This window comes from Bradyrhizobium sp. UFLA06-24 (assembly GCF_054967145.1).
The window spans coordinates 76,651-96,597 of sequence record NZ_JADFUE010000024.1 but is presented as its reverse complement, the minus strand read 5'-3'; the positions used below and the strand labels follow the sequence as shown (position 1 = coordinate 96,597).

Here is a 19,947-nt window from a genome sequence, read left to right as displayed (position 1 = left end):
ATGAACATCAACCAATCCGCTACCCCGCCGCTCGCGCCCGAGCTGATCGACCAATTCCGTAAGATCGTCGGCGATCGTCATGCGATCACCGATGCGACCGACATCCAGCCTTACGTGACCGAAGAGCGTAATCTGTTCCACGGCCGCTCGCCGCTGGTGCTGCGTCCGGGCTCGACCGCCGAAGTTTCCGCGATCTGCAAGCTCGCCTCCGCGCACAAGATCGCGCTGGTGCCGCAGGGCGGCAACACCGGTCTCGTCGGCGGGCAGACGCCGCATAATGGCGAGGTCGTGGTCTCGTTGCGACGCCTGGACAAGATCCGCGAGGTCGACACCGCCTCCAACACCATGACCTGCGAAGCCGGCGTGGTCCTGCAGGTCGCGCAAACGAAGGCATCGGACGTGGACCGGCTGTTTCCGCTGTCGCTCGGCGCAGAGGGAAGCTGCACCATCGGCGGCAATCTCTCGACCAATGCCGGCGGTACCGCCGCGCTCGCCTATGGCGTGGCGCGCGAGATGGCGCTGGGGCTGGAGGTAGTGCTCGCCGACGGACGGGTGCTCAACGTGCTGTCCAAGCTGAAGAAGGACAACACCGGTTACAATCTGCACAACCTCTTCATCGGCGCGGAAGGCACGCTCGGCATCATCACCGCGGCGACGCTCAAACTGTTTCCCAAGCCGCGTGCGGTCGAGACCGCCTATGTCGGGCTGAAATCGCCGGCGGCAGCGCTCAAACTGCTGACCATCGCGCAGAGCGAAGCCGCCAATGCGCTGACGAGCTTCGAGCTGCTGTCGGAGATGGCGGTCGATTTCTCGGTGCGCCACGGCATCGACGTGCGCGATCCGCTCGCAGAGAAGCACCCCTGGTACGTGCTGATGGAATTGTCCTCTGCGAGTGACGATGCCCGTACGCCGCTGGAGACGATCCTCGCCCGCGCCATGGAAGAAGAGATCGTCGACGACGCCGTGATCGCGGCCAGCCTCGCCCAGCGCAACAATTTCTGGAAGCTGCGCGAGGAAATGTCGGCGGCGCAGAAGCCCGAGGGCGGCTCGATCAAGCACGACATTTCGGTGCCCGTGGCCGCCGTGCCCGCCTTCATCGAGGAAGCCAACGCCGCCGTGGTGAAGCTGATCCCCGGCGCGCGGCCGGTGCCGTTCGGGCATCTCGGCGACGGCAATTTGCACTACAATGTCAGCCAGCCCATCGGCGCCAACGCCGCCGATTACCTGGCGCGCTGGCACGAGGTGAACGCCGTCGTGTTCGAGATCGTGCTGCGCATGGGCGGCTCGATCTCGGCCGAACACGGCATCGGCGTGCTCAAGCGCGACGAACTGCCGGAGGTGAAGGACAAGACCGCGATCGAGCTGATGCGGTCGATCAAGACGATGCTCGACCCGCTCGGCATCATGAATCCGGGGAAGGTGCTGTGAGCGTTCTTGCAATCGAAGCGATCAAAGATGCCGATGTCGAGAACGTCGTGGCGCTGTGGCAGCGCTGCGGCCTGACGCGCCCCTGGAACGATCCGCACGCCGACATCGCGCTGGCGCGGCGGCGCGACAATTCGACCGTGCTGATCGGCCGCGACGTCCGTGCGATCGTGGCGACCGTCATGGTCGGCCATGACGGCCATCGCGGCTGGGTCTATTACGTCGCGGTCGATCCCGATGGGCGCAAGCGAGGCTTTGGCCGGGCGATCATGACAGCCGCCGAGGATTGGCTGCGCGCGGCCGGCATCGCCAAGCTCCAGCTGCTGGTGCGCCGCGAGAATGCGCAAGCCAACGCGTTCTATCAGTCGCTCGGCTTCGAGGAATCGACCTCGGTGATGTTCCAGAAGTGGCTCGACGGCCGCGAACACTGAAAGACAGCAATGACCATTTCCGATCGCGTCCGCATCAAGGACGTCCGCGTGCTCTCGGACAACTGGACGCCCCTGAAGGAGACGACGTTCGAGTACCGGCGCGCCAGCGGCGAGTGGCAGACGCAGCATCGCGAGACCTATGAGCGCGACAACGCCGCCGCCGTGCTGCCGTACAATCGCGCTCAACGCAGCGTGATCCTGGTGCGCCAGTTCCGCCTGCCCGCCTTCATCCGGGGCTATGACGACCTCCTGATCGAAGCGGCCGCCGGCGTGCTCGATAACGCCGAGCCCGAGGAGCGCATCCGCGCCGAAGCCGAGGAGGAAACCGGCTATCGCCTGCATCACGTCGAAAAAGTGTTCGAGGCCTTCATGAGCCCCGGCGCCATCACCGAGAAGCTGCATTTCTTCGTCGCGGAGTACGAGCCTTCGATGCGCGTCAGCGCCGGCGGCGGGCTCGCGCACGAAGGCGAGGACATCGAGGTGCTGGAGCTTTCCATCGATGAGGCGCTGATAATGATCGCCGATGGCCGCATCATCGACGCCAAGGCGATCATGCTGCTGCAATACGTGGCACTGCATATCTTCAGATAGAGCTATCTTCACCTCGCCCCGCTTGCGGGGAGAGGTCGGAATTTGCGCGTAGCGCGAATTTCGGGTGAGGGGGAGCCTCCGCGAACCCAACTCTCACCGTCCTCTCGGAGGCTCCCCCTCGCCCCAACCTCTCCCCGCAAGCGGGGCGAGGGAGCGCACCTCCCGCGCGGCGAGCCATAGCGCATGCAATTCAGACCTGCGCCGGCGCTCCCCCCGTTGAGCAACCCGAAAACTATCTCTAGTCTGGCGCTCAACAAGAACCAGGAGACGCGCCCATGTCAGCTGAGACGTCCGCCCCGCGCGACGATGAATTCGGCTTTGCGCCCGACTACGACTCCCCCATTCCCTATATGCAGCGCACGCGCGACTATTACGCGGCCATCGGCTACACCACGCCGTATCGCTGGGCGCATTACACCGCGGCGCCGTTTCAGCCGCTGAAGAAGCCGCTGGCGAAGTCTCGCGTCACGATCATCACTACGGCGGCGCCTTATGATCCCGCCAAGGGCGACCAGGGGCCGGGCGCGGCGTATAATGGCAGCGCGAAGTTCTACCAAGTCTATGACGGGGACACGTCGCAGCCGCACGACCTTCGCATCTCCCATATCGGCTACGACCGCAAGCACACCTCGGCCACCGACAGCGGCACCTGGTTTCCGCTGCCGCAGCTGCTGAAAGCGTCGGCTGCCGGCCGCATCGGCGAAGTCGCTCCGCGCTTCTTCGGCGCCCCGACCAATCGCAGCCATCGCGTCACGCTCGACACCGACGCGCCGGAGATCTTGGCGCGCTGTCTCGCGGACAAGATCGACGTCGCCGTGCTGGTGCCGAACTGTCCGGTCTGTCACCAGACCACGGCGCTGGTGGCGCGGCACCTGGAGGCAGGCGGGATTCCGACCGTCATCATGGGCTGCGCCAAGGACATCATCGAGCACGCCGCTGTCCCGCGCTACCTGTTCTCTGATTTCCCGCTCGGCAATTCCGCCGGCAAGCCGCATGACGTCGCCTCGCAGGCGCAGACGCTGGAGCTGGCCTTGAGGCTGCTGGAGACCGCGAGCGGGCCGCAGACCACGATGCAGTCGCCGCTGCGCTGGAGCGAGGACGCGTCCTGGAAGCTCGACTACAACAACGTCGCGCAGTTGTCTCCGGAGGAACTGGCGCGCCGCCGCGCCGAATTCGACAAGCAGAAGGAGATCGCGCGCGGCAATCGCGCCGCCTGACGTCCTCCAATAACCAAAGCAAACAGGGAGAGCGACGTGACGCGACCATTCGAGGGCGTGAAAATCCTGGACTTCACGCAAGTGCTCGCCGGCCCCTATGCGAGCTACCAGCTCGCGCTGCTAGGGGCCGACGTCATCAAGGTCGAGCGGCGCGAGGGCGAGGACATGCGCCGCACGCCGCTCTCGCGCGAATGGGCCGAGCGCGGGCTGGCGCCGGCGTTCCAGGCGATCAACGGCAACAAGCGGAGCTTGACGCTCGATCTGCAAAAGCCCGAGGCGATCGCGATCGTGAAGAAGCTCGCGGCACAAGTCGACGTCGTCATGGAGAATTTTCGCCCGGGCGTCATGGACAAGCTCGGCATCGGCTATGAAGCGCTCTCCGCGATCAATCCAAAGCTGATCTATTGCGCGGTGTCAGGCTTCGGCCAGACCGGACCGGACCGCCTGCGACCCGGCTATGACGGCAAGATGCAGGCATTGTCGGGCATCATGGCGATTACCGGTCACCCCGAGACCGGACCGACGCGCGCAGGCTTTGCGGTGTGCGACGTTCTCTCGGGCGCGACGGCCGCATTCGCGGTGTCGAGCGCGCTCTACCAGCGCGACCGCACGGGCAAAGGCCAACTCGTCGACGTCTCCATGCTGGAGGCGACGCTGGCGTTTTTGTCGGGCCAGATCGCGGACTGGTCGGTCGCCGGCCATCGCCAGCAGCTGTCGGGCAACCAGGCCGTGAGCCGCAAGACGACGGCGAATCTGTTCAAGGCCGGTGACGGCTACATTCTGCTCGCAGTCAACAACGAGAAGCAGTACCGCGCGCTGATGACCACGCTCGGCCGCGAGGACACGCTGTCGGATCCGCGCTTCGCCGACTGGTTCTCACGCAACGAGAACGAACCGGCGCTGCGTGCCATTATCGAGGAGGCACTCGCCGCCAAACCCGCGCGCGAATGGGAGACGATCCTGGAAGACGCCGGCGCGCCCTGCGCCAGCATCTGGAAGGTCGAGGAGGTAATCGACCATCCGCAGGTGAAGGCACGCGGCGCGATCCAGGAGCTCGATACGCCCTACGGCCGCCTCCGCTTTGCCGGCAGCGGGTTCAAGCTCGCGCATGGTGGCGGAAAGCTCGATCGCATGGCACCGGAGCTGGGCGCGGATACGGATGCGGTGCTCGGCGATTTAGGGTTTGATGCGGCGGAGATCGCGGCACTGAGGGCAAGGGAGATCGTTTAGAACTCCGTTACCGGAGGATGGGCAAAGGCGCAACGCGCCGTGCCCACCATCTCTCTTTCCTCAACACGCAATGGTGGGCACGCTTCGCTTTGCCCACCCCACGGAAACGGGGCTAAAACAACGACCCCTGCCCGTCATCGGCCGACACGGTGGCCGCCTTCCGCGCGACCTTCTTTGGCTTCACCGCCTCAGCCTCGATCTCTGCCGCGCTGATCGGCAGCAATAGCTGCTCGTCGTCGTTGACGACGCGGTTGACGCGGGTGGAGACCGGGTGCCAGTCGAATTCGCCGATGCGCGGCGCGGTCATCAGCGGCAGGATCGCGTCGATCTCGTCGCCACGGCAATCGAGCCAGCGCTCGAAATCGCGAGGACCGATGGTCACGGGCACGCGGTCATGCAGCGCGGCGAGATCCTCGCCCGCGGCCGCCGTGACGATCGCAACCGTGTCGAGTTCCTCGCCGTTCGGCCCGATCCAGGTCTCGAACACCGCGGCAAAGCCGAGCGGCGCACCGTCGGCGCGGTGGATGAAGAACGGCTGCTTGCGGCCGTCCTCCGCCTTCCATTCGTAATAGCCGTCGGCCGGGATCAGGCCGCGCCGCCGGCGAATCGCTTTCTTGAAGGCCGGCTTCTCCAGCACCGTTTCGGAGCGCGCGTTGATCAGCAGCGTAAAGCCCTTGGGATCCTTCACCCAGCTCGGCAGCAATCCCCAGCGCATCAGGCGGAAATGGCGCGCGCCATTCTCGACCAACACGACCGGAATCGGTTGCGTCGGCGCGACATTGTACCGGGGCGGGAAATTCGGCTGCTCGATATAGCCGAACAGTTGCCGTAAAGCCGCGGGGGCCGAAGTTATGACGAAGCGTCCACACATCTCGAAGCGTCTATATAGGGTGCGTTCAGGTCCTTTTAACCCCGAACGTTAACACTGCGGCCGATGAGCTCAATGGCCTCCCAACCCGCGCGGACGCATGTACAGACGGGCCCTGAGGCTGCGGCCTGGGCGGAACGGCTGCGCGTGGCCAATATCAACCCGCGGACCGGGCTTGCCACCGACTATCTCAACCATTTCAATGAAGCGGTGATGCTCCTGGAGATGATCCCGGACATGCCGGAATGCGCCGAGGACTTTCTGACCTGGTCGCCGCTGTCCTATGCCGAGCATTTTACGGCCTCGAACTTCAAGGCCCGGGATCTCGCCATCGAAGCCTATGAGAAGGCCGATCCCACCGTGCGGGCCCAGTTCGACCACATCACCGACACCATGACCTCGATCCTGACCGCGGTCGGCTCGGCCATGCGCGAGGTCGAGAAGGACGCGACCCGTGTCCGCCTCGCCGAACAGGCGACGGCTTGGGTCAAGCCTCTGATCGCAGCCTGTGGCGGCATTATCAATGGCGGCGCGGAAGCCGACGTCGACACCATCATGGCGAACTGAACCGTGGCTTCGGTCCCCCAGCCCACTCATCCCCAGATCGCGGTTAGCGCCGCGATTTTCCGCGAGGGCAAGGTGCTGCTGACCCGCCGCGCCCGCTCGCCCGCCCAAGGCTTCTATTCGCTGCCGGGCGGCCGGGTCGAGTTCGGCGAATCGCTGCACCAGGCGCTGAGGCGGGAGGTCGACGAGGAAACTGGGCTCGAGATCGAGATCGTCGGGCTTGCCGGCTGGCGCGAGGTGCTGCCGGCCGCACCGGGCGCCGGCCATTATCTGATCATGTCCTTTGCCGCCCGCTGGACGGCCAGGGAACCGTCTTTGAACGACGAGCTCGACGATTTCAGCTGGATCGCCCCGGATGCCCTGGGCAGCCTCGGCGACCTCAAGCTGACAGGAGGGCTGGAGGAGATTATCCAGTCCGCCCACCGGCTGATTGGCCCCTGAGCGCCCGCCTTGCGTCGTCAGCCCTGAAGGGGCATACAGCCCGCCGATGTCGACGCGATTTCTAGCCATTTTAGCCCTGATTCTCGCCTGCGCTTCCGCGCCCGTCCGGGCCCAGGACGCGGCAGCGCCGTTCGACGCCGATTTGCAGCGGCTGGCCGAGATCCTCGGCGGATTGCATTACCTGCGTGGTATTTGCGGCGCCAACGAGGGCAACAAATGGCGCAACGAGATGCAGGCGCTGATCGATGCCGAAACCCCCTCCGGCGAACGCCGCACCCGCATGATCGCCGGGTTCAACCGCGGCTATAACGGCTTTCAGCAGACCTACCGGAGCTGCACGCCGGCAGCGACGGTGGCGATCCGCCGCTACATCGAGGAAGGCTCGAAGATCTCGCGGGACTTGACGGCGCGTTACGCGAACTGAGCTCGTCGGAACTCTGTCATCGACTTTGTTCACAGCCGTTAACCGTTCTTAAAGATGTGGCCTAGCGGTCGTTAATGCCCGTGCTACACCTCTTCGTGCAGCGCATCGCCGTGGATCGCGCCCCAGCCCTGATCGAGTTTCATGAGCCAGCCGATTTCCTACGCCCCCGCCCGCGCGCCGCTGCCCGACCACGAGCAGAAACAGGCCGCCTTGAGCTATCTGAACGAGGCCTGGGCCGAGGCGCGCCATGACGGCGTCGATGGCGACTGCCTGGCCCAGGCGAGCCTGTTTGCGGCGCTGGCCGAACTCGTCGGCACCTATGGCGAGGACGCGGTGGCGAAGTTCGTCGAGGGCTTTCCCGCCCGCATTCGCAACGGCGAATTCTCGGTCTGCCTTGCAAGGCAATAAGATCCGCCGAAGACAGCCGCGCCATACGGGCGCGGCCATTCCTCACGGCGCGATCTTGAGCGTCGCTTTCATATTGGGATGATAGCGACAGTAATAGTCGACCGTTCCCGCCTTCTTCAGCACTGATGTGGCCGACTTGTTGGGCGGCAGATTCACGTCGAAATCGCCGTTCTTCGCGGTGGCGGTGTGGGCGAAGACGTCCTTGTTGATCCATTGAATGGTGTCGCCGACCTTCGCCGACACTTCGGCCGGCGAGATCACGAGATTCTGCATCGTGATCTCGATGGTCCCGGCGTGCGCCGGGACGGCGGTCGTCGCGAAGACAAGGGCGATCGAAGATAGCCGTCCCAGCCTCATCGCACGGTCCTTACTTCAGCTCGGCCGCGACGTGTTCGGCATGCTGTTCATGGCCCTGGAAAATCTTCAGGCCGGTCTGCAACAGGCTCTTCAGCTCGGCATTGCTGGCGGACGGAATCAACTGGGTCTCCAGCGCGCCGTTGACCGTCTTGTGGTAGGCGACCTCGTTGGCAACATAGGCCTTGTCGAAGGCCGCACCGTTCAGCTTGTCGAGCTCGGCCAGCTTGTCGCTCGCCTGCTTCGACAGCGCCTTGCTGGTGTCGTTGTCCTCAGGCGTGACGTTCAGCTTCTTGACCAGCGCCAGCGCCTGCTTGTTGACAGCCTCGTGGTCGCGCAGCATGTCCTCGGCGAACGCCTTGACGTCCTTGTTCTTGGCCTTCTTCTGCGCCTGCTTGGCCGCGTTGATGTCGATCACGCCAGCAGTGTAGGCGATGTGGGCGATCTGCGGATCGGTGAGCTTGTCTGCAGCCCGCGCGCCTTGCAGCAGCACGGGGCTGGACAACAGAATGGCTGCGGCGATCGCCGCGCTCCGACGAACGAACATGTTTGACACTCCTGTGCTGCCGGACGTTTCGCCGGCGTCGCTTCACAGGAATTGGATGGAGGTTTGGCGCAAACGTTCCCGAGAAATTTCAGCCGACACCGAGACGCTTCAGCACCGCCACGGTCAGGCGCTCGCAGCGCCAGCCGGCGAATGGAAACGCGTCCATCATGACAGGGCCGATCTCCTTCTCGACATTCTCGCGCAACATCGTGCGGGCCCGATGCAGCCGCGTCTTCACGGTCTCGGGCTTGACGCTGAGCAGATCGGCCGTCTCCTCGATGCTCATGCCCTCCATGACCCGGGCGACGAACACCATGCGGAAGACATCCGGCAACTCGTCGATGGCGCGCTCGACGACGCGCTGGATTTCACGTTGGGCCATGGTCCTTTCCGGATCGCCTGCGGGAGAAACGGGAAACTTGATGATCTGCGCCTCGAGCGCTTCTTCCGGTACCGCACCGAGCTCGACATGCGGTTTTGCGCTTCGTACCCGTCCGAGCGCCTCATTGATGGCGATACGGGACAGCCAGGTCGACAGCGCGGACTCGCCCTTGAAGCCGTCGAGATGGGTGAAGGCCCGGACGTAGGTCTCCTGCACCACGTCCTCGGCTTCGCTGTCGCTGCGCAGGATGCCGCGCGCGAGGCGATAGAGCCTGCGGTTGTTCGCCTGCATGATCTCGCGGAGCGCAGCCTCGTCCCGATCGCGCGCCCGATCGATCAATTCGGCTTCCGACGTTCTTGCGCCGGCGGACAGGCCGGCTGCGGTCCGTTGCATGGCAATCACCCTGTCTCCATTTGTTCCGGACATTGGATGCCGGCCGGCAGGAAAGGTTCCCGACTTTCTAACCCTTCCCTGGGAGGTAAGATCCTCCGCCTAATCTGTCTCGATCGGCAGCGCCGGGTCCCTCGCCCACTCGCCCATGGAGGCATCGTAGAGCGTCAGCCGATCGTAGCCCAGCTGCGTCAGCATCAGCAGGTCGATCGTCGCCGAGATACCGCCGCCACAATACAGAATCACGTTCTTGTCGCGGGTGACGCCCGCCGCGGTGAATTTGGCTTGGGCGTCGGTGAGCGGGGCCAAGGTCTTGTCGGCATTGACGAGCGTTGCAGCCGGTACATTGACGCTGCCGGGCACGCGGCCCGGCCGGCCGTAGCGGCTCGGCTCGAGGCCTCGATGATATTGCGGCCCGAGCGCGTTGACGATGATCGTCGAGGGATCGCCGATCCGGGCCTTCACAATGGTCTTGTCAACGAAGAAGCCGGGGTGTGGCACGGCTTTGAAGGTCGCGGCCGGATAGCCCTTCGAGGCACCTGTTTCGACCGCGCGCCCCTCGTCCTTCCATTTATCGAAGCCGCCATCGAGCACCCGCGCGTCGACGCTGAGCGAGCGCAACATCCACCAGAACCGCGTTGCCCACATCATGGTGCCGATGCTGTAGAGCACGATGGTCTTGCTCGCATCGAGACCGTGGCGGCCGAAGGCGGCTTCGAGCTGCGCCACATCGGGCATCATGAAGAATTGCTGCGCAGAGGTGTCGGAGAACTCACCCTGCAGGTCGAGGAAATCGGCGCCGGGGATGTGGCCGGCGGCGAAGGTCTTGTCACCGGGGACGGCGCGATAGGGCACGTGGCTGCCTGGCGGCGCGGGTTCGAGATAGGTCGTGCAGTCGTAGAGGCGAAGGTCGGGGTCGCTGAGGACAGCGGCGAGTTGCTCGGTCGTGATGAGGGATGATGGCTGGGCCACTGGACTGCACTCCCGTTCAAGAGGAAGTGTAGACCTCTCCCCTCGTCATTGCGAGTGGGGAGCAGCCTGCGCCCCACCCCCTACTGCTTCAGCGTCTCCAGAAACCGCACCGGCTCGCCTTGCGACGGGGTCACCAGCTCGCCCTGCCACATCACGCGCGTGCCGCGCACAAACGTGCCGACGGGCCAACCGGTGACGCGCAAGCCGTCATACGGCGTCCAGCCGGCTTTCGACGCGACCCATTTATTGGTGATGGTTTCGCTGCGTTTCAAATCGACCACTGTGAAATCGGCATCATAGCCGGCGGCGATGCGGCCCTTGCAAGCCATGTTGTAGAGTCGCGCGGGGCCGGCGCTGGTAAGATCGACGAACCGTGCCAGCGACAGGCGGCCCGCGTTGACGTGATCGAGCATCAGCGGCACCAGCGTCTGCACGCCGGTCATGCCGGAAGGCGAAGCGGGATAGGTCTTCTGCTTCTCTTCCAGCGTATGCGGGGCGTGGTCGGAGCCGAGCACGTCGATGATGCCCTGCTCGATGCCGCGCCAGATGCCGGCGCGGTGATCGGCTGATCGCACCGGCGGGTTCATCTGCGCCAGCGTGCCGAGCCGCTCGTAACATTCGGGGGCCACCAGCGTGAGATGATGCGGCGTCGCCTCGCAGGAGGTGACATCCTTGTGGTCACGCAGGAACTCGATCTCTTCCTTGGTCGAGATGTGCAGCACGTGGATGCGTTTGCCGGTCTCGTGCGCGAGTTTGACCAGGCGCTGCGTCGCCATCAGCGCCGCGGTCTCGTCGCGCCAGACCGGATGCGAGCGCGGGTCGCCCTCGATGCGCAGCGACTTGCGGTCGTTGAGACGGTACTCATCCTCGGCGTGAAACGCGGCACGGCGGCGGATCACCTGGAAGATGCGGCGCAGGCTTTCGTCGTCCTCCACCAGCAGCGCGCCGGTCGAGGAGCCGATGAAGACTTTCACGCCGGCGCAGCCCGGTGCGCGCTCCAGCACCGGCAGGTCCTGCACGTTCTCGCGCGTGCCGCCGATGAAGAAGGCGAAATCGCAATGCATGCGGTGATGGGCCCGTTTCACCTTGTCCGTGAAGGTGGCTTCGGTCACTGTGAGCGGCGAGGTGTTCGGCATCTCGAATACCGCGGTGACGCCGCCCATCACGGCGCTGCGCGAGCCGGTCTCGAGGTCTTCCTTGTGCTCCAGCCCCGGCTCGCGGAAATGCACCTGCGTGTCCATGACGCCGGGCAGGATGTGCAGGCCCTTGCAGTCGATCACCTCGGCGGCGGAGCCTTGCGACAGCGAGCCCAGCTCGGCGATACGCCCGCCGGTGATGCCGATATCGCGGACACCCTCGCCGTCCTGGTTGACGACGGTGCCGCCCCTGAGGATCACATCGAAACGCTGGGTCATGGGCCTCTCTCATCCCCAAGCGCAGGGCTCGAGGTCTTGTCGTTTATGCCCTGCGGGCTTACGTTCCGGAGCACCATGTCGCAAGAGATTTTCGCATGAAATCAGCGTTTCTTCCCGACCGGGGCGTGATCAAGGTCGCGGGCGATGACGCACGCAACTTCCTCAACGGCCTCATCACGACCGATCTCGACAGGCTCAAGCCGGGCCTCGGCCGATTCGGTGCGCTGCTGACGCCGCAGGGCAAGATCATCGTGGATTTCCTGATCACGGAAGCGCCCGCCGGCCATGGCGGCGGGTTCCTGATCGACTGCCCCAGGGCACTGGCGGACACCCTCGCCACCAAGCTGAAATTCTACAAGCTGCGCGCCAAGGTGACTGTGGACATCCTCGATCTCGGCGTGCTCGCGGCCTGGGACGGCTCGCCGGCAGCGCAGCCGGACCTCGCCTTCACTGACCCGCGCAATGGCGAGCTTGGCATCCGCATTTTGATCCCTGAAGATCTCAAGCAAAAACTGTCCGATCTCATCGGCGCCGAGCTGGTCGACGCGTCCGACTACGAAGCACACCGTATCGCGCTCGGGGTGCCGCGCGGCGGCCTCGATTTCATGTACAGCGACGCGTTCCCGCACGAGACCAACATGGACCGTCTCGCCGGCGTCGATTTCGACAAGGGTTGCTATGTCGGCCAGGAGGTTGTCTCGCGCATGCAGCATCGCGGCACCGCGCGCACCCGCAGCGTCAAGGTGCTGCTCGACGGTCCTTCGCCCGAGGCCGGCGCGACCATTCTCGCCGGCGACAAGCCGGTCGGCACGATCGGCTCGAGCGCCCGCGGCAAGGGCATCGCACTGGTGCGGATCGACCGCCTTGCGGACGCGCTCGATGCCGGCCAGCCGCTCACCGCCGGCGGCCTCGCCGTGAAGCTCGCCGAACCCGACGTCGTCCGCATTCCCGCAAAGCAACCCACCGCATGAGCCGTGCTCCCCGCCTGCACCCCGACGGAAAGACCCGCTGCCCCTGGCCCGGCGAAGATCCGCTCTATGTCGCCTATCACGACACCGAATGGGGCGTGCCCGAGTACGATGACCGCGCGCTCTATGAAAAGCTGATCCTCGACGGATTTCAGGCCGGCCTCTCCTGGATCACGATCCTGCGCAAGCGTGATAATTTCCGTAAAGCCTTCGACGATTTCCAGCCGGAGAAGATCGCGCGCTACACCGACAAAAAGGTGCACGTGCTGATGAACGACGCCGGCATCGTCCGCAACCGCGCCAAGATCGAGGGCACGATCCTGAGCGCGAAGTCCTATCTCGACATCATGGAAAAGGGCCCGGGGTTCTCGAAGCTCTTGTGGGACTTCATGGACGGCAGGCCCAAGGTCAACAATTTCAAGACCACGGCCAGCGTGCCGGCCTCGACACCGCTGTCGGTGCAGATCTCCAAGGAGCTGTCCTCGCGCGGCTTCAAATTCGTCGGTCCAACCATCGTCTATGCCTTCATGCAGGCGACCGGGATGGTCAACGACCATCTCGTCGACTGCCATTGCCATGCGACCTGCAGCAAGATGCAGCGCAAGCCGCGCCTCAAGGCCAAATGACCGCGAAGAAGACTGCACCCGGCGCGGAATCCCGCGCCTGGCAGCGCATGCTGTCGGGCCGGCGGCTCGATCTGCTCGATCCCTCGCCGCTGGACGTCGAGATCGCCGACATCGCGCATGGGCTCGCACGCGTCGCGCGCTGGAACGGGCAGACCACCGGTGCGCACATCTTCTCGGTTGCGCAGCACACGTTGCTGGTGGAAACCGTGCTGCGGCACGAGATGCCGCGCGTCGATGCGCGCATGCGGCTCGCGGCGCTGCTGCACGATGCACCCGAATATGTGATCGGCGACATGATCTCGCCTTTCAAGGCCGTCCTCGACGGCCACTACAAGGCCGTGGAGAAGCGCCTGTTAGGTGCCATCCACATCCGCTTCAGCCTGCCGCCGGTGCTGCCGAACGAGATCACGTTAGCGATCAAGGCCGCTGATCGCGGCGCGGCTTATCTCGAGGCGACCGAGCTTGCCGGTTTCAGCGAGAGCGAGGCCAAGCGCCTGTTCGGCAAGGATCCGGGCCTCTCCGACAGTGTCAGGCGCGACTATCTGACGCCCTGGACGGCGGCGCGGGCCGAGAAGCAATTTCTGGAGCGGTTCGGCGCCGTGTTTGCGTAGGTGCTGTAGGGCGGGCAAGGGCGCCCTTGCGCCGTGTCCACGTCTTCGGATGCCTGCGCCCGGGAACGTGGGCACGCTTCGCTTTGCCCACCCTACGGCACCGGCTATAATCACCGCCCAAAAGGTCCGCCATGATCCACGTCTGTTCGCTCGCCGCCCTCCCTGAAACCGTCCGCCGCACCGGGGCCAGTCATGTGCTGACCGTGATGGCCAATGTCGAGCAGGTGGCGCGACCGGTGTCGGTGCTGCCGGCCAACCATCTCAAGGTGTCGATGGACGATATCACCGAGGAGATGGACGGTTTTGTCGCGCCCTCCGAAGCTCACATCGATCAGGTGCTGAATTTCGTGCGCGGCTGGGATCGCGGCGCACCGCTGGTGGTGCATTGTTATGCCGGCATCAGCCGCTCGACGGCGAGCGCATTCGCCGCCGTCTGCGCGCTCAATCCCGATCGCGACGAGGTCGAGATCGCGAAGAAGATCCGAGCAGCATCTCCGGTCGCCTCGCCGAACCGGCGCATCGTCAGCCTTGCCGACCGCGCGCTGGGGCGTAACGGCCGTATGCTGCGCGCTCTCGACGAGATGGGCCCAGGCGAGATGCTGGTCGAAGGCCGCCCCTTCGTGATCGAGCTCGAATGACATCAGCGATCGTCACGGGATGAGCGACAAGCTGCTGACGCCGATCGAGATCGGCCTGACTGCCGCGATCGTCGCGATCGAGGATCACGAGCCGTTGGTGCTCACCGCGCGGGGCAGCGACGGGCTCGCCGGCCTCCCGTTCGGTCCGTTCGATGCGCCGAGCCATCGCACCTTCGAGATCGGCCTGCGCGCCTGGGTCGAGGAACAGGCAGGCCTGCGGCTCGGCTATGTCGAGCAGCTCTACACCTTTGGTGATCGCGGCCGCCATGCGGAGGCCGGCGACATCGGCGCGCATATGGTGTCGATCGGTTATCTGGCGCTGACGCGCGCAGCCGAAGGCGCCGCGAATGCGGCGAGCTTCGAGCCCTGGTATCGCTTCTTCCCCTGGGAAGACCGGCGCGAGGCGCCCCCCGCGATCATTGCCCGCGACATCATCCCGGCGCTGACCGCCTGGGCCGAGGAGGAGCCGGCGGAGACCACCCGCGCGTTGCCGCGGAAGGATCGCGTGCGGTTCTATTTCGGTCTCGAGGGTGCTGCCTGGGACGAGGAGCGCGTGCTCGACCGCTACGAGCTCCTGTACGAGGCCGGCCTCGTCGAGGAGGCCAGGCGCGACGGCCGGCCTGCGGCACTGGCGCGCAAGGCGCTGCCCGCGCTCGGCACCTCCATGCGGTTCGATCACCGCCGGATCCTCGCCACCGCGATCGCCAGGCTGCGTGCAAAACTCAAGTATCGGCCCGTGGTGTTTGAACTTTTGCCCGCCGAGTTCACACTCACTGAGTTGCAGTACACGGTGGAGGCGATCTCCGGCCGCCACCTGCACAAGCAGAATTTCCGCCGCCTTGTCGAAACCGAAGCCCTGGTCGAACCGACCGGCGTGATGTCGACACAGACGGGCGGGAGACCGGCGGCGCTCTATCGCTTCCGCCGTGACGTGCTCCAGGAGCGACCCGCCCCGGGCTTGCGCGTACGCTCCCGGCGCTAGATCAAGTTTGCGATCGGCCCCTGCCCGCCGATCGCCTGGAGGCCCTATGTTCGACGCCCCGTTCGACGTCTTTGCGGTGATGATTGCGATCGTCGCCTTCCTGATCGCGCTGAAGGCGTCGAACCAGACGACCGAACTGCGCCGGCGGCTGGGCTCGCTGGAAGCCGCGTTGCAGGCGCAGCGACAGGTCCCGCCACCGCCGCCCTTGCCCGTGCAGGAGCACGTGAGCGCGCCCACGGCAGAACCGCCACCGCTTGCACCCGAAGCTGAGGCCGAGGTCGACGTCGCACCGCCGCCGCTCGTCATGGAAGAGGCTGCGCCGCCCCCGCCCCAGGCCAGCCCCGAAGCCGATGCGCCGCCGCCGTTGCCCGCACCGGCACCAGGCTTCGAGGAGCGACTGGGCACGCGCTGGGTGGTGTGGATCGGCGGCCTTGCGCTTGCGCTCGGCGGTTTCTTCATGGTGCGCTATTCGATCGAGGCGGGTCTGCTCGGTCCCGGCGTGCGCGTGTTCCTCGGCGGCCTGTTCGCGGCCGCGCTGCTCGCCGCCGGCGAATGGACGCGGCGCAAGGAAAGCATCTCCACCCTTCAGGCACTGCCGATCGCCAACATCCCCGCGATCCTGACCGCGGCCGGAACGGCGGTCGCGTTCGCAACCGTCTATGCAGCGTACGCGCTCTATGGCTTCCTCGTGCCTGCCACCGCCTTCGTGCTGCTCGGCATCGTTGCGATGGGCACGCTGGCGGCAGCGCTGCTGCACGGGCCGGCCCTCGCGGGCCTCGGCGTGGTCGGCGCCTTCGCAACTCCGGTGCTCGTCTCCAGCGACAAGCCGGATTATTGGGCGCTGTACATCTATCTCGCCATCGTCACCGCCGCGAGCTTTGGCCTCGCCCGTATCCGGTTGTGGCGCTGGCTCGCCGTGACCACCATCGTCTTCGCCGTGCTCTGGATCTTCCCGGGCCTCGACACCGGCGAGCTGCAGGTCGCGCCGCACGCCTTCCATGCGATCGCGGGCTTCGTACTCGCCGCACTGCTCGTGGTCTGCGGATTCACGTTCGGCCCTGATATCGAGGACGGGCAGATCGAGCCGGTCTCATCGAGCGCGCTGGGTGCTTATCTGTTCGGCGCAATGCTGATCGTGCTGTCGAGCGCTCATGCGGATCTCTCGCTGATCGCCTTCACGCTTCTCGTTGCGGCGACGCTGTTCGTCGCCTGGCGCGCGGAGTCCGCCGTCGGCGCGCTGGGGGCGGCCGCCGCGACCGTGTTCATCGTGTTCGCCGAATGGGCCGTGCGCGCCAATCCGGACATGCTGGTGCTGCCGGGCGGCCCCATGCCGGGCATCGCGCCGACCGCGACCGACAGCGCGGTGACGCAGCATCTGGTGATGGCCGCAATCTTCGCCGCCGGCTTCGGCATCGCGGGCTTCTTCGCGCAGGGACGATCCCGTTCGGCGATCATCCCCGTGGTGTGGTCGGCGGCGGGCGTCGCCACGCCGATCGCAATCCTGATCGCCCTCTACGCCCGCATCGCTCATCTGGATCGCTCGATCCCGTTCGCGATCCTGGCGGTGCTGCTCGCAGCCAGCCTTGGCGCTGCGACGGAAGCGCTGACCCGCCGCGAGACCCGGCCGGGCCTTGCGATCTCGACGGCGCTGTTTGCCACCGGCACGCTCGGCGCGCTGGCGCTGGCGCTGACCTTCGCGCTGGAGAAGGGCTGGCTCACCATTGCACTGGCGCTGATGTCGCTCGGCACGGCCTGGATTGCGATGCAGCGGCCGATCCCGTTCCTGCGCTGGCTGGCCGCCATCTTCGCCGCGATCGTCACCGCACGCATCGTCTATGATCCGCGCATCGTCGGCGATGCCGTCGGCACGACGCCAATCCTGAACTGGCTGCTGTGGGGCTACGGCCTGCCCGCGGCCTCGTTCTGGGGGGCGAGCATCCTCCTGCGCCGCCGCGGCGACGACGCGCCGCTGCGCATGGTGGAAGCTGCCGCGATCCTGTTCACTGCGCTGCTCGCCTTCATGGAGGTCCGCCATCTCGCAACCGGCGGCGACATCATTGCAACGCCGTCACTGCTCGAGGCCGCCTTGCAGGTCTGCGTGGCGCTGGCCATGGCGATCGGGCTGGAGCGGTTGCGGCTGCGCAGCCACAGCATCGTGCACAATGTCGGCGCGGTCGTGCTCACCGCGATCGCCGGCCTCGTCAGCGTGTTCGGCCTCCTGATCCTGGAAAACCCGCTGATCTGGCGCATCGATGTCGGCGGCGCAGTGTTCAACCTGCTGCTGCTCGGTTACGGGCTGCCGGCGGTGCTGATGTTGCTGCTCGCCTATGCGGCGGCCGGCGAACGCGGCAAGGTTTACGCTAACACGATCGCGGGCGGCGCGCTGGTGTTCGCACTCGCCTACCTCACGCTGGAGATCCGCCGCTTCTATCACGGTCCGTTCCTCGACAGCGGCGAGACCACGGGGGCCGAGCAATACACCTATTCGATCGGCTGGCTCGCTTTCGGCGTCGTGCTGCTCGGTGTCGGCATAACAGTCAACTCCGAGCGCGCACGGCTGGCGTCTGCGGCCGTCATTGCACTGACGGTCCTGAAAGCCTTCGTGATCGACATGTCGACGCTCACAGGCGTCTACCGGGCGCTGTCCTTCATGTGCCTCGGCATCGTACTGGTGGCGATCGGCTGGCTCTACCAGCGCATCCTGTTCCGGCGGCAGGTCACACCACCGCCGGCGCCTCAGACGGGCAGTTGACGATCAGGCCGCGCGGACCGACTCCAGGAACTGCGCGACCTCGACCTTGAGACGCGTGCTGTCGGACGCCAGCGATTTCGCCGCCGAGAGCACCTCGACCGAGGCCTCGCCGGTCTCGATCGCGCCGCGCTGCACATCGGTGATGTTCGTGGAGACCTCTTGGGTGCCGACCGAGGCCTGCTGAACGTTGCGCGAGATCTCCTGCGTCGCCGCGCCCTGCTCCTCGACCGCGGCGGCAATCGCCGCCGACACCTCGGACAGGCGCTCGATCGTGCCGCCGATCTCCTGGATGGCGCTGACGGATTCCTGCGTTGCGGCCTGGATACCCGAGACCTGCGCCCCGATCTCCCCGGTTGCCTTGGCGGTCTGTTCGGCCAGCGCCTTGACCTCGGAGGCAACGACGGCAAAGCCGCGGCCGGCTTCGCCCGCGCGCGCCGCCTCGATGGTGGCGTTCAGCGCCAGCAGATTGGTCTGGCCAGCGATCGTATTGATGAGTTCGACCACGTCGCCGATGCGGGCGGCCGCCTGCGACAGCTCGTTGACTCGCGCGTTGGTCCGCGTGGCCTGTTCCACGGCCTCCGCAGCCATCCGCGCGGAGTCCTGCACGCGGCGGCTGATCTCGGTGATCGAGGACGACAGTTCCTCCGAAGCGGATGCCACCGCCTGCACGTTGGTGGACGCCTCCTCCGAAGCCGCGGCCACGACGGTCGCCAGCTCCTGTCCGCGCCGGGCCGTGTTGGTCAGCGTCGACGCCGAGGCCTCGAGCTCGGTCGAGGCCGACGACACCGTCCCGACAACCTCGCCGATCATGGTTTCGAACTTGCGGGTAATGGCGTCGACGCGGCGGCCGCGTTCGATCTTGGCTTCGGCGTCGGCTGCGGCGGCCTCGTCGGCAGCCTTCTTGGCGATCAACGCCTCCTTGAAGATCTGGAGCGCATCCGCCATCGAGCCGATCTCGGTCCGCTCGCCACGATGCGGCACCTCGGCCGTGAGGTCGCCCTCGCCGAGCGACTGCATCGGCTTGATGATGGACGCAATGCCGCTGGAGACGTCGCGCACGAGATAATAGGCGGCGCCGATCGCCAGCGCGACCGAAGCGACGATGATGCCGACCAGCACGCGGAAGATGGTAGCGTAGCTGTCAGCGGCCTGCTTCGTTTCCAGCTCGGCGCCGTGGTTGTTCAGCTCGATGCCCTTCTGCAGCAGCGGGTCGGCCGCCTGGGCCATCTTCGCGACCTTGGTCTGCAACATCTCGTTGGCGTCCGCCGGGAACTTGCCGGGACTCTTGCGCGACAGCGCCATCACGTCCTGTACACCGTTCAGATATTCCGCCCACGCCTTGCTCCACTGCCCGTAGAGCGAACGCTCCTCGGCGGAGGTGATCAGCGGCTCGTAGACCTTGCGGGTCTGGTCGATTCGCGCCTGCAGCGAAGCCAGACGCTTCTCGGCCGCTTCTTTGCCCTCGGCGGTGTCCTGCATCAGATGCAGACGCAGCGCGACGCGCAGTTCGTTGATATCTGCGCGCATCGAGCCGAGCGCACGCACGCTCGGCAACCAGCTCTCGGCGATCTCCACGGTATGGGAATTGATGTTCTGCATGGTGCCGATCGCCACCACGCCGACGCCGGCGAGCGAGAGCACGAGGACCGACAGCACGGTCAGCAGCTTGAAGACGATCGACAATTTCGACATCACGACAAATTCCGATGGT

General features: G+C 65.7%; 22 protein-coding genes. 15 read left to right on the top strand and 7 right to left on the bottom strand.

Translation table 11 applies throughout. From position 1 onward, the window contains the following. The 5 genes from IF809_RS20595 (at position 1) to IF809_RS20575 (ending at position 4,894) form a co-directional block, all read left to right on the top strand. Entirely contained in the window at positions 1–1,428 is a 1,428-nt protein-coding gene (locus IF809_RS20595; RefSeq protein ID WP_462838320.1) for an FAD-binding oxidoreductase, read from the top strand. Beyond that, positions 1,425–1,856: a GNAT family acetyltransferase gene (locus IF809_RS20590; protein WP_462838319.1), complete on the top strand. Its 432-nt coding sequence runs from the start codon at positions 1,425–1,427 to the stop codon at positions 1,854–1,856. Before IF809_RS20595 ends, IF809_RS20590 begins: the two co-directional genes overlap by 4 nt. Before the next feature lie 9 nt (positions 1,857–1,865). Beyond that, positions 1,866–2,447, top strand: a complete 582-nt coding sequence (locus tag IF809_RS20585) for an NUDIX domain-containing protein (protein WP_462838318.1) — start codon at positions 1,866–1,868, stop codon at positions 2,445–2,447. Between the two features lie 275 nt (positions 2,448–2,722). After that, positions 2,723–3,664 carry a glycine reductase gene (locus IF809_RS20580; RefSeq protein ID WP_128967777.1) on the top strand — a complete coding sequence of 314 codons (942 nt, stop codon included), beginning with the start codon at positions 2,723–2,725 and terminating at the stop codon, positions 3,662–3,664. Between the two features lie 36 nt (positions 3,665–3,700). Next, the gene (locus IF809_RS20575; protein ID WP_462838317.1) at positions 3,701–4,894 is read left to right on the top strand and encodes a CaiB/BaiF CoA transferase family protein; all 1,194 of its coding nucleotides are present in this window, start codon (positions 3,701–3,703) and stop codon (positions 4,892–4,894) included. 112 nt (positions 4,895–5,006) lie between these two features. On the opposite strand, the gene IF809_RS20570 is transcribed toward IF809_RS20575, so the two are convergent. Then, positions 5,007–5,765 carry an SOS response-associated peptidase gene (locus IF809_RS20570; RefSeq protein ID WP_128967778.1) on the bottom strand — a complete coding sequence of 253 codons (759 nt, stop codon included), beginning with the start codon at positions 5,763–5,765 and terminating at the stop codon, positions 5,007–5,009. Positions 5,766–5,828: 63 nt separating this feature from the next. Between IF809_RS20570 and IF809_RS20565 the strand changes: the two genes are divergently transcribed. From IF809_RS20565 to IF809_RS20550, 4 genes are all read left to right on the top strand, one after another. Continuing rightward, positions 5,829–6,329, top strand: coding sequence for a hypothetical protein (locus IF809_RS20565; RefSeq protein WP_128967779.1), 501 nt, complete (start codon positions 5,829–5,831; stop codon positions 6,327–6,329). A 3-nt stretch (positions 6,330–6,332) separates the two neighbouring features. After that, complete coding sequence (locus IF809_RS20560; RefSeq protein ID WP_128967780.1) at positions 6,333–6,767, top strand: NUDIX hydrolase; 435 nt, start codon at positions 6,333–6,335, stop codon at positions 6,765–6,767. 46 nt (positions 6,768–6,813) lie between these two features. Continuing rightward, positions 6,814–7,191, top strand: coding sequence for a TIGR02301 family protein (locus IF809_RS20555; RefSeq protein ID WP_128969442.1), 378 nt, complete (start codon positions 6,814–6,816; stop codon positions 7,189–7,191). A gap of 141 nt (positions 7,192–7,332) precedes the next feature. Further along, positions 7,333–7,599, top strand: coding sequence for a hypothetical protein (locus IF809_RS20550; RefSeq protein WP_092227477.1), 267 nt, complete (start codon positions 7,333–7,335; stop codon positions 7,597–7,599). Between the two features lie 42 nt (positions 7,600–7,641). Here IF809_RS20550 and IF809_RS20545 read toward each other — a convergent pair whose 3' ends face one another. The 5 genes from IF809_RS20545 to IF809_RS20525 all read right to left on the bottom strand — a co-directional run bounded on the left by IF809_RS20545 (position 7,642) and on the right by IF809_RS20525 (position 11,659). Next, on the bottom strand, positions 7,642–7,956 hold the full coding sequence (locus tag IF809_RS20545) for a cupredoxin domain-containing protein (protein ID WP_128967781.1): 315 nt from the start codon (positions 7,954–7,956) through the stop codon (positions 7,642–7,644). Positions 7,957–7,966: 10 nt separating this feature from the next. Further along, positions 7,967–8,500 (bottom strand): DUF4142 domain-containing protein, encoded by a 534-nt coding sequence (locus tag IF809_RS20540; RefSeq protein ID WP_128967782.1) that lies wholly within the window; start codon positions 8,498–8,500, stop codon positions 7,967–7,969. 88 nt (positions 8,501–8,588) lie between these two features. After that, positions 8,589–9,275, bottom strand: a complete 687-nt coding sequence (locus IF809_RS20535) for an RNA polymerase sigma factor (protein ID WP_164938830.1) — start codon at positions 9,273–9,275, stop codon at positions 8,589–8,591. 99 nt (positions 9,276–9,374) lie between these two features. Beyond that, a complete protein-coding gene (locus IF809_RS20530; protein WP_462838316.1) occupies positions 9,375–10,244 on the bottom strand; it encodes a sulfurtransferase in 870 nt (289 codons plus the stop codon). A gap of 80 nt (positions 10,245–10,324) precedes the next feature. Beyond that, positions 10,325–11,659, bottom strand: a complete 1,335-nt coding sequence (locus IF809_RS20525; RefSeq protein WP_128967785.1) for a dihydroorotase — start codon at positions 11,657–11,659, stop codon at positions 10,325–10,327. A 95-nt stretch (positions 11,660–11,754) separates the two neighbouring features. Here IF809_RS20525 and ygfZ point away from each other — a divergent pair, with 95 nt between their 5' ends. The 6 genes from ygfZ (at position 11,755) to IF809_RS20495 (ending at position 18,236) form a co-directional block, all read left to right on the top strand. After that, complete coding sequence (gene ygfZ, locus IF809_RS20520; RefSeq protein ID WP_128967786.1) at positions 11,755–12,630, top strand: CAF17-like 4Fe-4S cluster assembly/insertion protein YgfZ; 876 nt, start codon at positions 11,755–11,757, stop codon at positions 12,628–12,630. After that, complete coding sequence (locus IF809_RS20515; RefSeq protein ID WP_462838315.1) at positions 12,627–13,253, top strand: DNA-3-methyladenine glycosylase I; 627 nt, start codon at positions 12,627–12,629, stop codon at positions 13,251–13,253. The genes ygfZ and IF809_RS20515 overlap by 4 nt, the downstream gene beginning before the upstream one ends. Continuing rightward, positions 13,250–13,864, top strand: a complete 615-nt coding sequence (locus tag IF809_RS20510; protein ID WP_128967788.1) for a YfbR-like 5'-deoxynucleotidase — start codon at positions 13,250–13,252, stop codon at positions 13,862–13,864. The genes IF809_RS20515 and IF809_RS20510 overlap by 4 nt, the downstream gene beginning before the upstream one ends. Before the next feature lie 131 nt (positions 13,865–13,995). Beyond that, a complete protein-coding gene (locus IF809_RS20505) occupies positions 13,996–14,502 on the top strand; it encodes a tyrosine phosphatase family protein (RefSeq protein WP_092298450.1) in 507 nt (168 codons plus the stop codon). A gap of 19 nt (positions 14,503–14,521) precedes the next feature. Beyond that, positions 14,522–15,484 (top strand): NUDIX hydrolase, encoded by a 963-nt coding sequence (locus IF809_RS20500; RefSeq protein ID WP_128967789.1) that lies wholly within the window; start codon positions 14,522–14,524, stop codon positions 15,482–15,484. 46 nt (positions 15,485–15,530) lie between these two features. Continuing rightward, positions 15,531–18,236: a DUF2339 domain-containing protein gene (locus IF809_RS20495; RefSeq protein WP_128967790.1), complete on the top strand. Its 2,706-nt coding sequence runs from the start codon at positions 15,531–15,533 to the stop codon at positions 18,234–18,236. 3 nt (positions 18,237–18,239) lie between these two features. Here the strand turns inward: IF809_RS20495 and IF809_RS20490 are convergent, their stop codons facing one another. Next, entirely contained in the window at positions 18,240–19,928 is a 1,689-nt protein-coding gene (locus IF809_RS20490) for a methyl-accepting chemotaxis protein (RefSeq protein ID WP_164938831.1), read from the bottom strand. Between the last annotated feature and the right edge of the window lie 19 nt (positions 19,929–19,947).

Coding starts and splice junctions, on each gene's coding strand:
- IF809_RS20535 (WP_164938830.1), bottom strand. CDS start 9,275: ATGCAACGGACCGCAGCCGGCCTGTCCGCCGGCGCAAGAACGTCGGAA.
- IF809_RS20580 (WP_128967777.1), top strand. CDS start 2,723: ATGTCAGCTGAGACGTCCGCCCCGCGCGACGATGAATTCGGCTTTGCG.
- IF809_RS20505 (WP_092298450.1), top strand. CDS start 13,996: ATGATCCACGTCTGTTCGCTCGCCGCCCTCCCTGAAACCGTCCGCCGC.
- IF809_RS20500 (WP_128967789.1), top strand. CDS start 14,522: ATGAGCGACAAGCTGCTGACGCCGATCGAGATCGGCCTGACTGCCGCG.
- IF809_RS20545 (WP_128967781.1), bottom strand. CDS start 7,956: ATGAGGCTGGGACGGCTATCTTCGATCGCCCTTGTCTTCGCGACGACC.
- IF809_RS20595 (WP_462838320.1), top strand. CDS start 1: ATGAACATCAACCAATCCGCTACCCCGCCGCTCGCGCCCGAGCTGATC.
- IF809_RS20555 (WP_128969442.1), top strand. CDS start 6,814: ATGTCGACGCGATTTCTAGCCATTTTAGCCCTGATTCTCGCCTGCGCT.
- IF809_RS20570 (WP_128967778.1), bottom strand. CDS start 5,765: ATGTGTGGACGCTTCGTCATAACTTCGGCCCCCGCGGCTTTACGGCAA.
- IF809_RS20585 (WP_462838318.1), top strand. CDS start 1,866: ATGACCATTTCCGATCGCGTCCGCATCAAGGACGTCCGCGTGCTCTCG.
- IF809_RS20510 (WP_128967788.1), top strand. CDS start 13,250: ATGACCGCGAAGAAGACTGCACCCGGCGCGGAATCCCGCGCCTGGCAG.
- IF809_RS20550 (WP_092227477.1), top strand. CDS start 7,333: ATGAGCCAGCCGATTTCCTACGCCCCCGCCCGCGCGCCGCTGCCCGAC.
- IF809_RS20495 (WP_128967790.1), top strand. CDS start 15,531: ATGTTCGACGCCCCGTTCGACGTCTTTGCGGTGATGATTGCGATCGTC.
- IF809_RS20565 (WP_128967779.1), top strand. CDS start 5,829: ATGAGCTCAATGGCCTCCCAACCCGCGCGGACGCATGTACAGACGGGC.
- IF809_RS20540 (WP_128967782.1), bottom strand. CDS start 8,500: ATGTTCGTTCGTCGGAGCGCGGCGATCGCCGCAGCCATTCTGTTGTCC.
- IF809_RS20515 (WP_462838315.1), top strand. CDS start 12,627: ATGAGCCGTGCTCCCCGCCTGCACCCCGACGGAAAGACCCGCTGCCCC.
- ygfZ (WP_128967786.1), top strand. CDS start 11,755: ATGAAATCAGCGTTTCTTCCCGACCGGGGCGTGATCAAGGTCGCGGGC.
- IF809_RS20490 (WP_164938831.1), bottom strand. CDS start 19,928: ATGTCGAAATTGTCGATCGTCTTCAAGCTGCTGACCGTGCTGTCGGTC.
- IF809_RS20525 (WP_128967785.1), bottom strand. CDS start 11,659: ATGACCCAGCGTTTCGATGTGATCCTCAGGGGCGGCACCGTCGTCAAC.